A 13,836-nucleotide genomic window follows, 5' to 3' on the forward strand; every position below is an offset into this window, starting at 1 on the left:
GGATGAAGATCGAAAGCGAAGTGTCACGATCAACGCCCTCGACGAAGGAAGCCGTGCTTCTGGATCTCGCCGACGTGCGCAAATCCTACGGCGCGCGCGAGGCGCTGCGGGGCGTGAGCCTCGCCGTCGGGCGCGGCGAATTCGTCGCGCTGCTGGGCCCCAACGGCGCGGGCAAGAGCACGCTGTTCCAGCTCCTGACCGGCCTCTTCAACGCCGACGGCGGCCGCATCGAAGTGTGCGGCCACGACATCCGCAAGGACCCCGTCGCGGCGCTCGCGCACATCGGCGTCGTGTTCCAGCAGAGCACGCTCGACCTCGACCTCGGCGTCGCCGCGAACCTCAGGTTCCACGCCGCGCTGCACGGCCTGGGCGGCGCGCGCGCGCGCGAACGCGTTGCCGACGCGCTCGCGCGCCTGGGCCTCACCGAACGCGCGGGCGACCCGGTGCGCGAGCTCAGCGGCGGCAACCGGCGCAAGGTCGAGCTCGCGCGCGCCCTCGTGCACGAGCCCGCGGTGCTGCTGATGGACGAGGCCACGGTCGGCCTCGACCCGGCCTCGCGCCGGCAGCTCCTCGACGAAGTGCTCGCGCTGCGCGCGCGCGGCGTCGGCGTGCTGTGGGCGACCCACCTCGTCGACGAGGCCGAGGCGGCCGATCGCGTCATCGTGCTGCATCGCGGCCAGATCCTCGCCGAAGGCCGCCCGCAGGAACTCGCCGCGCAGGTCGGCACGGCGAGCCTCGCCGACGCCTTCCTGCAGATGACCGGCGGGAGCGGCGAGCGCGCCGACTGAGATCTCCCGGCCCCCCTCGCACAAGAATACAAGAACCAGAAAGGAGACCCGCTTGAAACCCCCCATCGGATTCATCGCCGCCGGCATCCTCGCACTGGCCGCAGGCGCGGCCGGCGCCAAGGACACCGGCTACGTGTTCGTCAGCAGCGAGAACGACAATGCCGTGACCGTGCTCGACAGCAAGAACTGGCAGGTCGTGAAGACCATCGCCACCGGCAAGCGCCCGCGCGACATGCGCCTGTCGCCCGATCGCAGCCAGCTCTACGTGATCGCCAGCAAGGCCAACCGCATCGACGTCATCGACATCGGCCAGCTGAAGGTCGCACACAGCATCCCGGTCGGCGAAGACCCCGAGATGTTCGACCTCTCGCCCGACGGCAAGCGGCTCTATGTCTCGAACGAGGAGGGCGCGCAGGTCACGGTGATCGACGTCGCGACGAAGAAGCCCGTCGCCCGCATCGAGGTCGGCGAGGAGCCCGAAGGCGTGCGCCTGTCGCGCGACGGCAAGCGTGTGTATGCGACCTCCGAGGTCGCGAACATGGTGCACGTGATCGATGCCGCAACGAACAGGATCCTCGCCAACGTCGTCGTCGCCAACCGCCCGCGCCGCTTCGCGATGACGCCGGACGGCGCCGAGGTGTGGGTCACCTCGGAGCTCGGCGGCAAGGTCACCGTGCTCGATGGCGCAACCAACGCCATCAAGGCGACGATCGGCTTCACGCCCAAGGGCTTCCGCCCCGACGACGTCACCCCGGTCGGCATCGCGATGAGCGCCGACGGCAAGACGGTGTACGTCACGCTCGGGCGCGCGAACCATATCGCCGTGGTCGACGTCGCCAGCCGCAAGGTGCAGGACTACGTGCTGGTGGGCAACCGCGCCTGGGGGGCGACGCTCAATCGCGACGGCAGCCTGCTCTTCGTCGCCAACGGCCTCTCCGACGACATCTCCATCGTCGACACGAAGACCCGCAAGGTGCTGCGCTCGGTGCCGGTCGGGCGCGTGCCGCATACCGTCGTGATCGACGACTGAGGGCCGCCGCATGTCCCGGATCACACCACGACTGCTGCGCGGCGCCGCGCTCCTCGCCACACTGTGCCTCGCCGGCGGCGCGTCGGCCGCGACCACGGTGCGCTTCGCGCATCTCGAACTCGACGCCGACGCGCGCTACGACGAGACGCACCTCGCCTTCCGCGGCCTCGCCCTGCCGCTGGGGCGCCCCTTCGCCGGCGCCGAAGTGGCGCTGCGCGAGGCGCGCTTCGTCGGCCAGGCGGTCGGCGCCGAGTTCGCGCTCGAACGCGTCGCGGGCGCCGACGCCAAGGCGCTCGTCGCGTCGATCGACAAGCTCAACAAGGAGGGCGTGCGCTACTTCCTCATCGACGCGCCCGGCGCGGTCGTCGCCGACGTCGCCAAGGCCGTGCGGGGCAGGGAACTCCTGCTCTTCAACGTCTCCGCGCCGGACGACGCGCTGCGCCAGGCGCAGTGCCAGCCGAACCTCCTGCACACGCTGCCGAACGACGCGATGCGCATGGACGCGCTCGCGCAGTACCTCGTGTCGAAGAAATGGCGCAACGTGCTGATGCTCGAAGGCCCACGCCCCGAGGACAAGCTCCTCGCCGACGCCTTCGACCGCGCCGCCAAGCGATTCGGCCTCAAGCTCGTCGAACGCCGCCCCTTCGTGCTCAGCAACGACCCGCGCCAGCGCGACCAGGGCAACGTCGCGCTGCTCACCGCCGGAGCCGACCACGACGTCGTCTTCGTCGCCGACAGCGACGGCGAGTTCGCGCGGAGCGTGCCCTACCGCACCGTGCGCCCGCGCCCCGTCGTCGGCTCGGAAGGGCTCACCGCCGCCGCGTGGTCGTGGGCGTGGGAGCGCCACGGTGCGCCACAACTCAACAGCCGCCTCGAAAAGCACGCCGGACGCAAGATGGCCGATCCCGACTGGGCTGCCTGGATGGCCGTGAAGGCGGTCGTCGAGGCGGTCGTGCGTACGCAGAACGCCCCCTTCGGCACGGTCGCGAAGTACCTCAAGGGCGACGAGATCGCCATCGACGGCTTCAAGGGCAACCGCCTGGGCTTCCGCCCGTGGGACAACCAGCTGCGCCAGCCCCTCCTGCTCGCGACCCACAATGCCGTGATCGAGCGCGCCCCGATCGCGGGCTTCCTGCACCCGACCAACAACATGGACACCCTCGGCTTCGACCAGCGCGACAGCCGCTGCGCGTTCTGAACGGAAAACCGGCCCCATGAGACTCTCCCACGCATGGCTCGCGCTGCAGGCGATCGCGGGCCGCGAAATCGCCAAGTTCGTGCGCCAGGGCGGGCGCTTCGCCTCCGCGCTGGTGCGCCCGTTGCTGTGGCTGGTCGTCTTCGCCGCCGGCTTCCAGAACGTCTTCGGCGTGTCGATCATCCCGCCCTACGACACCTACATCCCGTACCAGGTCTACATCGTGCCGGGGCTGCTCGGCATGGTGCTGCTCTTCAACGGCATGCAGTCCTCGCTCGCGATGGTGTACGACCGCGAGATGGGCATGATGCGGCTCCTGCTGACCGCGCCGCTGCCGCGCAGCTTCCTCCTGTTCGCGAAGCTCCTCGCCGGCACGCTGCTGTCGGTGCTGCAGGCCTACGTCTTCCTCGTGATCGCGTGGCTCTTCGGCGTCGAGGTGCCGTGGAGCGGCTGGCTCTACGCGCTGCCGGTCGTGGTGCTGTCGGGGATGATGCTGGGCGCGCTGGGGCTGCTGCTGTCCGTGCAGGTGCGCCAGCTCGAGAACTTCGCCGGCACGATGAACTTCGTGATTTTCCCGATGTTCTTCGTCTCGCCCGCGCTCTATCCGCTGTGGAAGCTGGAGGAATCGGGCGCGGCGGTCGTGCATCTGGTCGCGCAGTGGAACCCTTTCACGCACGCCGTCGAGGCAATCCGCTTCGCCCTCTACGGTCAGCTCGCCGCAACCTCGCTCGCGATCGTCGCGGGCTGCCTCGTCGCCTTCTTCACGCTCGCCGTGCGCGGCTACGACCCGCAGCGCGGCATGCTGAGGCGAACCGGCGGCAAACCAGCCTGAGCGGCCTGAACGGTCTGCAATCCGGCTGTAACGTCGTGGAGCAGGTGTTCCAGAACGGAACAGTTGCGGCCAAAAAGAAGCCGGATGTTCGGCAAACCCCTGCATGGGTTGCACCGTGCATCCGGCAATTTCCCGGGCACCGTTGGTGCCCGTCGATGCTTCAGGGCACGTTGTGCGTGATCCCGTGGGTCGCAAAGATGCGGTCGAGCTCGCCCGAGCGCTGCAGGTCGGCGAGCGCGCCCGACAGCGCCGACGCGAGCTCCTTGCTGTCGGCCTTCACCGCCATGCCCAGCGGCCAGCCCTTCACGCGCATTTCGGGCATGTTGAGCGTGTTCAGTTCGAACTGCCGGTGTTCCTTGAGCGCCGCTTCGAGCTGGCTGCGCGGCGCCATCACGGCGCTGACCTCGCCCTTCACCATGGCTGCGGTCGCTTCACCGATGCTGCGGAAATGCACGACGTTCTCGCGCAGCCGGCCGTTCAGTACGTGCAGCATGAAGTCGCTCGCGTGCGTGTCCAGTTCGACGCCGATCTTCTCGCGCGTGAAGGCCTCGAACGCGACCGCGGCCGAGCCCGACACCGGCGGCACGCGCTCGGGATTGCGCGCGATCGCCATCGTTTCGAGGTGGTAGGGGCCGAAGATCGCGACCTTGTCGTTCTGCGCCGCGAACTGCGCATCGACCGGCACGTGCAGCATCAGGTCGGCGGGGCGGTGGCCGAGGTAATGGCCCTTCCACACCATGTTGCGCAGGTCGTCGGCCATGTTCTCGTCGGGCGGGAATTCGACGATCTCGGCGCGCAGGCCCAGACGCTCCGCGAGGGCCTGCGCGAGGGCGACATCGATGCCCTTGCCGCGCGCCGAAAAGGGCGCGTAATCCGCATACACGGCCACCCGCAGCGTGCCCGCCTGCTGCACCTCGAGCTGCGCGGCCGCGTAGGCCGGGAGCAGGGCCCCCGCACACAGGGCGCCCGCCGCGATCAGGAATCCACGCCGATCATTTCTCACGTACCGTCTCCAGCCAGGCCTTGATGGCCCACATCGCCTCCTGTTGCAGCATGCCCTCGAACGGCGGCATGTATACCGCGCCGTTGCGGCTCACGCCGTGGCGGATGCGCTGCAGGAAATACTCGTCCGTTTCCGGCGCGATGTCGAGCTTGCGCAGGTCCGGCGCGATGCCGCCCGAGACGGCGCCCAGCCCGTGGCAGCGCGCGCAGTTCTGGTTGAAGGCCGAATCGCCGATGCGGATCGCCTCCTTGTTGTCGCGGTACGGATTGACGTCGCGCCATTCGTCGCCGAGCTTCGGCAGGGTCGATATGTCCACCGCCTGCGGCGTGACATCGCCGTGTGCGTGGGCCAGTCCCGCTCCGAGTGCGAGGCCGGCGGCGAGGGCCGCGGCGCGCAGTTTGCGGGTCAGTGTCTCCTTGTCGTTGTGCTTGTCCACCTTGTGATTCCTCATCTTTGATTGACGACGCCCGGGGAACCGGATCTGCACGGTCCTTCGCAAGCCCTGTGCCACGTTGGCCGAACGGGGCGGAATCACGGTATTTCCTTGGTAAGGCGCCTGAAAGCTGTTGGCAGGAAAATTGCTCATCTGTTGTTGCCCGGTCGGGGAATCGATTGCTTCGACCTGGTGCAGGTGCTACTTTCTGACACAAGGGACAAACAAAAAAATAGTCCCAAAAGTGACGCGCAGGAGAGGAGGAGAAGATGGCTGTATTGCCGCAACTGCGGGATCGCCGCGAGAACACCATTTCGGACGCGCGACGATTTTTCTTCGAGCTTGGCCAAACGCCGGAGGCCGGGTTGGCCCCTCCTGTGCTGCGTTCCTGGCAGCGCTGCCGGACGGGCGGGCTCGACCACCTCGACGCCTACCTGATCGACCCCGCGGGCCGCTCCCAGCTCTCCGACGCACGCGACCGCAGCGCGCGGCTGCTGGAGCACGCGGGCGGGATCATGGAGCACGTGTTCGAGCAGATCCGCGCCTCGGGCAGCATGGTCATCCTGGCCGACACGGGCGGCATGATCCTGCACTGCCTCGGCGACCCGGATTTCGTCGGCCGCGCGCAGCGCGTCGCCCTTCAGCCGGGGGCGTCGTGGGATGAAACGATCCGCGGCACCAACGCGATCGGCACCGCGATCCTGGAAGGCGCCCCGGTCGAGATCCACGGTGCCGAGCACTACCTGGAACGCAACGGCTTTTTGACCTGCAGCGCCGCGCCGGTGTTCAACGCGCAGGGACACGTCGCGGGCGTGCTCGACATCTCGGGCGACTCGCGCAGCAACCAGCGCCATACGCTGGGCCTCGTGCGCCTGTCGGTGCAGCTGCTCGAAAAGCGCCTGTTCGAGGCCGAGTTCGCCCGGGAAGTCCGCATCGCCTTTCATCCGCGGCCCGAGTACGTGGGCAGCCTGCAGGAAGCGATGCTCGCGGTGGATGCCGACGGCCGGATCGTCGGCGCCAATCCGGTCGCACGCGAATGGCTCGGACTCTCCGCCGGGCTCGCCGAGGCGCCGTCCTTCGGCACGCTCTTCCGCGCCGGCTTCGGCCAGTTGCTCGACCGCGCCGCCAACGCGCCCGACGATCTGCTGCTGCTCGAAATGCGCCGCGGCGAAGCCGTCTACGTCCAGGTGCGCGGCCACCGGCGCACGCGCCCGGAAGTCCCCGCGCCCAGGTTGCAGGAGGCCGCACCCCAACCGTCGAAGGCGACGGCGAAAACCGCCGATGGATCGAAGCACCGCATCACGCTCGACTGCCTCGCGACCGGCGACGCGCGCCTGCAACTCGCGCTCGACCGCGCGCGCCGCGTCCAGGGCAAGGACATCCCGCTGCTGATCCAGGGCGAGTCGGGCGTCGGCAAGGAACTCTTCGCACGCGCCTTCCACAACAGCGGCGTGCGCAGCGACGGCCCCTTCGTCGCGCTCAACTGCGCGGCGATTCCCGAGAACCTCATCGAATCGGAACTCTTCGGCTACGTCGGCGGCGCCTTCACCGGCGCGCGGCGCGAGGGCGCGGTCGGCAAGCTGCAGCAGGCCCACGGCGGCACCCTGTTCCTCGACGAGATCGGCGATATGCCGCTCGGCATGCAGGCCCGCCTGCTGCGCGTGCTGCAGGAACGCAGCGTCACGCCGATCGGCTCGATGAAGTCGATCCCGGTCGACATCTCGCTCGTGTGCGCGACGCACCGCGTGCTGCGCGATGCGGTGAAGCAGGGCCTGTTCCGCGAGGATCTCTACTACCGCGTCAACAGCCTCACCGTTACGCTGCCGCCGCTGCGCGAACGTACCGACATCCGCAGCATCGTCGCGAACCTGCTCGAGCTCGAATCGGCCGACCGGCACAGCGGGCCGATCGACATCAGCGAAGAGGTCATGGGCTTCTTCGAACGTTATCCGTGGCCGGGCAACGTCCGCCAGCTCCAGAACGTCATCCGTGTCGCGGTCGCGCTGCTCGACGACAACGAACACGAGATCGCGTCGATCCATCTGCCCGAGGAACTCTTCGGCATCGATGGCGAGGAGGGCGGCGAAGCCTTTGCGCCGGCCGCGTCGATGCCGGGTGCGCCCGTCGCTGCCATTGCGACGTCCGCCCCGGCGGCAGCGGTCGGGGCGCGCAGCCTGGACGAAATCGAACTCGACGCGATCGCGACGGTCATGCGTGAAGTGGGTGGCAACGTCTCCGCTGCCGCGCGTCGCCTCGGCGTCAGTCGGAACACTCTCTATCGCAAGCTCGGGCGGATGGGTTAATCGTCCTGTTTATGCGTTAGACATTGTCAGGGGCATGGTATTTGCCTAAAGTTGTCTGTTGTGTCCCGTAGCGAATCAACCGACGGAGGAAAACATCGATGTGGAAATCGCTCTACATTGACCCCGCGAAGTGTACCGGCTGCCTGCAGTGCGAAATGGCCTGCTCGTACGAACATACCGGCGTCATCAATCCCAGCAACTCGCTGATCAAGGTCTTCAACTTCGAACACGAAGGGCGCAAGGTGCCCTACACCTGTACCCAGTGCACCGACGCCTGGTGCATGCACTCCTGTCCGGTCGATGCGATCCGGCTCGACCTGACGACCGGCGCGAAGGTGGTGTTCGAGGACACCTGCGTCGGCTGCAAGGTGTGCACGATCGCCTGCCCGTTCGGCACGGTCAATTACAACCAGGCCACCGGCAAGGTCCAGAAATGCGACCTGTGCGAAGGCGATCCGGCGTGCGCGAAAGCCTGCCCGACCGGCGCGATCACCTACGTCGACGCCAACTGGACCGGGCTCGGCCGCATGCAGGCCTGGGCCGCCAAGGCCAACACCCCCGCCGCCGCGGCCTGAGAGGAGAGGAATACCATGGCATGGAATCGCAAGCTCCTGCGCGTGAACCTCACCCAGGGCACGTGCAAGGAAGAACCGCTCAACATGGAGTGGGCCAACGAATACCTCGGCTCGCGCGGCCTCGCGGCGAAGTACCTCGTCTCCGAGATCGACCCCAAGGTCGATCCGCTGTCGCCCGACAACAAGCTGATCATGGCCACCGGTCCGCTCACCGGCACGATGGCCTCCACCGGCGGGCGCTACACCGTCAGCTGCAAGGGTCCGCTCACCGGCGCGATCGCGTGCTCGAACTCGGGCGGCTTCTTCGGCGCCGAGATGAAGTTCGCCGGCTGGGACATGATCATCTTCGAAGGCAAGTCGCCGAAGCCCGTCTACCTCTTCATCGAGAACGACAAGGCGGAACTCCGCGACGCCTCCCACCTGTGGGGCACCAGCTGCTGGCACACCGAGGAGCAGATCAAGGCCGACCACCAGGATCCGCTGATCCGCGTCTCGTCGATCGGCAAGGCGGGCGAGAATCAGGTGCTGTTCGCGGTCGTCATCAATGACCTGCACCGCGCCGCGGGGCGCTCGGGCGTTGGCGCCGTGATGGGCTCGAAAAACCTCAAGGCGGTTGCGATCCGCGGCACCAAGGGCGTGTCGGGCGTCAAGGACTTCCCGGCCTTCCTCAAGGCGACCCAGGACGCGAAGAAGGTGCTCGCCGACAACGCCGTCACCGGCCAGGGCCTGCCCAAGTTCGGCACCCAGGTGCTGATGAACGTCATCAACGAGATCGGTGCGCTGCCCACGCGCAACCACCGCGACGTGCAGTTCGAGGACGCCGCCAAGATCTCCGCGGAGGCGATGCACGAGAAGCGCCCGACCGACGGCAAGACGCACCTCATCACCAATGCCGCGTGCTTCGGCTGCACGATCGCGTGCGGACGCATCTCGCAGATCGACAAGGATCACTTCACCGTCAAGAACAGCCCGCAGTACTGGGGCGCATCGGGCGGCCTGGAGTACGAAGCCGCCTGGGCGCTGGGAGCCGCGAACGGCGTCGGCGACCTCGAAGCCCTGCAGTACGCCAACCTGCTGTGCAACGAGCAGGGCATGGACCCGATCACCTTCGGTGCCACCGTCGCCGCGGCGATGGAACTCTACGAGATGGGCATCCTGACCAAGGAGCAGATCGGGATCGAGAGTCCGTTCGGCTCGGCTGCGGCGCTTGCGAAGTTCGCCGAAATGGCCGCGAACGGTGAGGGCTTTGGCAAGGAGATCGGCATGGGGTCGGCACGCCTGTGCGAGAAGTACGGCCACCCGGAACTGTCGATGAGCGTCAAGAAGCAGGAATTCCCGGCCTACGACTCGCGCGGCATCCAGGGCATGGGCCTCGCCTACGCGACCTCGAACCGCGGCGCCTGCCACCTGCGCGGCTACACCGTCGCGTCCGAAGTGCTGGGCATCCCGGTCAAGACCGACCCGCACGTCACCGACGGCAAGGCCGAACTCGTGAAGGCCTTCCAGGACGCGACCGCGGTGTTCGACGCGGCCGGCATCTGCGTGTTCACGTCCTTCGCGTGGACGCTCGCGGACGTGCAGCCCCAGCTCGCGGCGGCGTGCGGGCCCGAATGGACGATGGAGAAGCTCAACGAAGTGGGCGAGCGCATCTGGAACCTCGAGCGCCAGTTCAACAACGCGGCCGGTTTCACCGCCAAGGACGACAACCTGCCGCCGCGCCTGACCACCGAACCGGCCAAGACCGGCCCGGCCAAGGGCTTGGTGAACCAGCTCGACAAGATGCTGCCCGAGTACTACAAGGTCCGTGGCTGGACGCCCGACGGCGTGCCGACCTCGGAAACCCTGGCGCGACTCGGACTCTGAGCATCGCCTGACGCTCGCCTGTCGAGCGTGTGATCCCTTCCCGGCGGCCCGCTGCCGGGAAGGGCGCCTGATCGCCCAAACGAGGACGAACCGATGAAACACGTGATACTCGGCAACGGACCCGCCGGCGTCGTCGCGGCGGAAACGCTGCGCCGCGCCGCCCCCGCCGACGATATCCTGATGGTCGGCAGCGAGAACGCCCCGCCGTACTCGCGCATGGCCATTCCCTACCTGCTGGAAGAGAACATCGACGAATCGGGCACCTGGCTGCGCAAGGCACCCGACCATTTCCGCCGGCTCAACATCGGCGAACTGCGCGCGCGCGCCGTGTCGCTCGACACCGACAAGCGCCGCATCCTGTTCCACGACGGCCACTTCGAGGACTACGACCGCCTGCTGATCGCGACCGGCTCGCATCCGGTGCGCCCGCCCATCCCCGGCGTCGACCTGCCCGAAGTGCAGACCTGCTGGACGCTAGATGATGCGCGCGCCATCGCCCGTCTCGCCCGTCCCGGCTCGCGCGTGCTGCAACTCGGCGCCGGCTTCATCGGCTGCATCATCATGCAGGCGCTGGCCGCGCGCGGCGTGCAGCTCACCGTCGTCGAGATGGGCGACCGCATGGTGCCGCGCATGATGACGCCCCAGGCCGGCGGCATGATCAAGCGCTGGGTCGAGAACAAGGGTATCCGCGTCGTCACCAACGCCGGTGTGCAGCGCATCGACCGCGCCGGTTCCGACGGCGTTGTCGACGTCACGCTGTCGACCGGCGAAGTCCTGCCCTGCGACCTCGTGATCGTTGCGGCCGGCGTCGCGCCGAACATCGCCTTCCTCGACTCGACCCCGGTGCATGTCGCCAAGGGCGTGCTGGTCGACGACAAGCTCGAAACCAGTGTTCCGGGCATCTTCGCCGCCGGCGACGTCGCCGAGGCGCCCGACCTCTTCACCGGCGCGCACCTCGTTGCCGCAATCCAGCCCAACGCCGCCGACCAGGCGCGCGTCGCCGCGCTCAACATGGCGGGCCGCCACACCAAGCTCAACGGCGTGCTCGCGATCAACGTGCTCGACACGCTGGGCCTGATCTCGGCGTCTTTCGGCCAGTGGTGGGGCGAGGGGAGCGATGCCGGGGGGAAGGGCGTCGAGCATGTCGACGAGAACCGTTTCCGCTACCTGAGCCTGCAGTTCAAGGACGACGTGATGATCGGCGCGACTTCCATCGGCCTCACGCAGCATGTCGGCGCGCTGCGCGGCCTGATCCACGGCCAGGTGAAACTCGGCGCGTGGAAGGACCGCCTGCTCGCGAACCCGCTGCAGTTCGTCGAAGCCTACGTCGCACGCTCGCAGCAACCCATGGCGCTCGCGCGCTGAAGGAAGATCACGCGGAAATGAAGATCGGCTTCAAGCTCTTCGCCTCGCTCACCGACTACCTCCCGTCCGACCGCAAGGGCAACCGCGTCGAACTGGAGGTGGGCGAGGGCGCGACCATCTCCGAACTGATCGCGCGCTTCAACGTCCCCGAACGCAGCGCGCACCTCGTGCTGGTCAATGGTCACTTCGTCCCGCCCGCGCAGCGCACCTCCCGGCATCTCGTGGAGGGCGACGAACTGGCCATCTGGCCGCCGATCGCGGGTGGCTGAGCGGGCAGGGACGTCGCCGTTCCTGCCTGCGCAGTCGTTTTCAGATCGAACGCGGGTGCGGCAGCGCCGCAATGCCTGCGCGTGCCATGACGAGCGCGCGGCGTGCCCTTTCCTGCCAGCCGGTGCGGTGGCGCACGAACGAACGGTATGCCTCGCGCAGCAGCGTCAGTTGCAGGTACCAGTCCAACTCACGCTCGGCGAGTCTTCCGCCGCAATGCCGGCGGTAGAGCTCCACGAAACGTGACGCGACAAGCGGCCAGCGGGCCTCTCCGTCCTCGCGGCACAGCAGGCGGCCGACCAGGTCCGCGACATCGCGCGCAGGCGAATCGATCGTGAAGCTGTCATAGTCGAACAGCGCGATGCGGCCGTTCCACCACTGCATCTGGTCGATATGGAAGTCGCCATGCACGGTTGCCATCCGGCGCGGCGCGGCGGCCTCGCGCTCGAGGTGGAAGAGCACGGCGTCCAGGTCCGCGGCGAAGCCCGTGTCCGCCCGGGCCAGGGTCGCGCACCATCTGCGCGCGAGCGCGACCGTCTCGCCAATCGGGCGGGTCTCGCGGGCGATCAGCGGTCCGGCATGCAGCACGGCCAGCGCTGCGGCGACCGCATCCAGGGTCGCTTCGGCGAACGGCCCCACCAGCCGGTCCGCAAGGGCCTCGCCGCGTACCTCCTCCTGCCAGATCGCGTTCAGCGCCGGGCAGGACCCCAGCGGGCGGCCGACGACGAACGCGCGCGGGTCGATACAGCCCGTGCACCACAGCGAATGCATGCAGTCGCGCGCATCGCGCCACTTTTCGCCGGCGTAGCTCTTGCCGTAGATCGCCTTCTCACGACTCGTGTCCTGGAACCCGATGCGCGCGAGACAATGGTCCTCCGGTTCGTAGCGCACGATACGGATTTCACCGATTCCCTGCCGCTCGGAGCCCGTTGCGGAAGGGGGGAGATGGGGCTGCACCGCAACGGGGTCGAGCAGGGCGGGTAGCTGCCCCATCACCGGATCGTTGGGCAAGGGCCACACGACGAGGTCCAGTTCGGGCACGTGCATCACCGGGCGGCCCAGATCGGGAATCACGCACGCCGCCGGCAGTGCGGCCCGGTATGCATCCACGCTCCGCCCGCCGGAATAGGCCTTGGCGTGGAGCCACACGGCACGCCGGGTGCCGCGCCGTGCGTGGTGCAGGTCGAGCCGGTAACAGACGTCGAGCCACGCGGCACCTTCCTCGTGAGTTCGCTCCGAAAGGTGCCACCGCGTCTGTACCACGTGGCAACGATCGATCTCCCAGGATGTCTCCCCAGGGCCGAGCAGCTGTTGACGCAGCGCTCCGGCCATCGCGTTTCCGTCGGTCAGCAAGGCTGCGTAATCCATGTTGCCCTCGGCGGCACCACGCGAGTCGGTCAGCAACGCTCTGTCAGGTCAACAACTCGACGGCGCCATCCGAATCGCGCGGCATTGGGGTTGGGGGACTTCCCTTGCCCGGTTCGCATGTGGGCTGGGACTTCTGTCATCGTCGAGGCAACAATCGAGCCATTGCTCTACCATATATAAGTATTTGAGTATATGTAGCTAATTATTCCTCACTCGATTCCATTTACAGCGCATTGGGGGAGTTGCCCAAAATGTTGGGCAAAAGCACGCACCGCATGGGTCCGGGCGGGCGAACCGGGGAGCGAGCGACGGATGGGACTCATCGCTCCCATGACGGCGTAGAGAGCGGGTACTCATTGCCAGCGCCCGATGTCGATGCTAGTTTCTCGGGCGGTCGCGGCGGCCGGAATCGAAGGAGTAAACGGAACGTGGATTTGCCAGCCCTTGCTGCCGGGAAACCGGCGGGTCGCCTGACCGGACCTTGATCTATGGCGTTCATCAGCGGTCCCGTCCCCGAATGTTTCGAGCGCGAGGTCACGGCCTCCCCGGCGGAGTTCGCGCGTGACCTGCGCAAGGCCTCAACCGTCGAGGTCGAAACCGTCGCGCCGGGCCATTTCCGCCTGCGCGGCGGAGCAACCCGTCTCGACATCCATGTCGCCGCCGGGGGCGTGCGGCGCATCGGCTTGCTCGAACTGCCGACGCTCTCGGTTCGCTACGAATTCTCCGGCGGCAGCGAAGCCGACCGCCGGGCGCTTCTTCTTCCGCTCGACCGCGCGATGCAACGTGGCGGCGGCTGACATCCTGATGCGACCGG

General features: G+C 67.8%; 13 protein-coding genes. 10 read left to right on the plus strand and 3 right to left on the minus strand.

Features of this window, described 5'->3' with window-relative positions:
• The first annotated feature begins 2 nt into the window (after positions 1-2).
• From GPA22_RS11650 to GPA22_RS11665, 4 genes are read left to right on the plus strand one after another with little or no spacing between them, the layout of a single operon-like run.
• On the plus strand, positions 3-788 hold the full coding sequence (locus GPA22_RS11650) for an ABC transporter ATP-binding protein (protein ID WP_169256238.1): 786 nt from the start codon (positions 3-5) through the stop codon (positions 786-788).
• Positions 789-840: 52 nt separating this feature from the next.
• On the plus strand, positions 841-1,818 hold the full coding sequence (locus tag GPA22_RS11655; RefSeq protein ID WP_169256239.1) for a PQQ-dependent catabolism-associated beta-propeller protein: 978 nt from the start codon (positions 841-843) through the stop codon (positions 1,816-1,818).
• 10 nt (positions 1,819-1,828) lie between these two features.
• A complete protein-coding gene (locus GPA22_RS11660) occupies positions 1,829-3,016 on the plus strand; it encodes an ABC transporter substrate-binding protein (protein WP_169256240.1) in 1,188 nt (395 codons plus the stop codon).
• Positions 3,017-3,032: 16 nt separating this feature from the next.
• Positions 3,033-3,845, plus strand: coding sequence for an ABC transporter permease (locus GPA22_RS11665; protein WP_169256241.1), 813 nt, complete (start codon positions 3,033-3,035; stop codon positions 3,843-3,845).
• A gap of 160 nt (positions 3,846-4,005) precedes the next feature.
• Here the strand turns inward: GPA22_RS11665 and GPA22_RS11670 are convergent, their stop codons facing one another.
• Complete coding sequence (locus GPA22_RS11670; RefSeq protein WP_169256242.1) at positions 4,006-4,848, minus strand: transporter substrate-binding domain-containing protein; 843 nt, start codon at positions 4,846-4,848, stop codon at positions 4,006-4,008.
• Positions 4,838-5,299 (minus strand): cytochrome c-550 PedF, encoded by a 462-nt coding sequence (gene pedF, locus GPA22_RS11675; protein ID WP_169256243.1) that lies wholly within the window; start codon positions 5,297-5,299, stop codon positions 4,838-4,840. Before pedF ends, GPA22_RS11670 begins: the two co-directional genes overlap by 11 nt.
• 251 nt (positions 5,300-5,550) lie before the next feature.
• Between pedF and GPA22_RS11680 the strand changes: the two genes are divergently transcribed.
• From GPA22_RS11680 to thiS, 5 genes are all read left to right on the plus strand, one after another.
• Positions 5,551-7,584, plus strand: a complete 2,034-nt coding sequence (locus GPA22_RS11680; protein WP_169256244.1) for a sigma-54-dependent Fis family transcriptional regulator — start codon at positions 5,551-5,553, stop codon at positions 7,582-7,584.
• A 98-nt stretch (positions 7,585-7,682) separates the two neighbouring features.
• Positions 7,683-8,159: a 4Fe-4S dicluster domain-containing protein gene (locus GPA22_RS11685; RefSeq protein ID WP_169256245.1), complete on the plus strand. Its 477-nt coding sequence runs from the start codon at positions 7,683-7,685 to the stop codon at positions 8,157-8,159.
• A gap of 15 nt (positions 8,160-8,174) precedes the next feature.
• Complete coding sequence (locus GPA22_RS11690) at positions 8,175-10,022, plus strand: aldehyde ferredoxin oxidoreductase family protein (protein ID WP_169256246.1); 1,848 nt, start codon at positions 8,175-8,177, stop codon at positions 10,020-10,022.
• 93 nt (positions 10,023-10,115) lie between these two features.
• Positions 10,116-11,387 (plus strand): NAD(P)/FAD-dependent oxidoreductase, encoded by a 1,272-nt coding sequence (locus tag GPA22_RS11695; RefSeq protein WP_169256247.1) that lies wholly within the window; start codon positions 10,116-10,118, stop codon positions 11,385-11,387.
• Positions 11,388-11,404: 17 nt separating this feature from the next.
• Positions 11,405-11,656, plus strand: a complete 252-nt coding sequence (gene thiS, locus GPA22_RS11700; RefSeq protein ID WP_169256248.1) for a sulfur carrier protein ThiS — start codon at positions 11,405-11,407, stop codon at positions 11,654-11,656.
• A 40-nt stretch (positions 11,657-11,696) separates the two neighbouring features.
• On the opposite strand, the gene GPA22_RS11705 is transcribed toward thiS, so the two are convergent.
• Positions 11,697-13,022, minus strand: coding sequence for a hypothetical protein (locus GPA22_RS11705; protein ID WP_169256249.1), 1,326 nt, complete (start codon positions 13,020-13,022; stop codon positions 11,697-11,699).
• 488 nt (positions 13,023-13,510) lie between these two features.
• On the opposite strand from GPA22_RS11705, the gene GPA22_RS11710 reads away from it, so the two are divergent.
• The gene (locus GPA22_RS11710) at positions 13,511-13,819 is read left to right on the plus strand and encodes a hypothetical protein (RefSeq protein WP_169256250.1); all 309 of its coding nucleotides are present in this window, start codon (positions 13,511-13,513) and stop codon (positions 13,817-13,819) included.
• Positions 13,820-13,836: the final 17 nt, after the last annotated feature.

Origin of the sequence: Aromatoleum toluvorans, assembly GCF_012910905.1 — a bacterium.
Classification (GTDB): Bacteria; Pseudomonadota; Gammaproteobacteria; order Burkholderiales; family Rhodocyclaceae; genus Aromatoleum; species Aromatoleum toluvorans.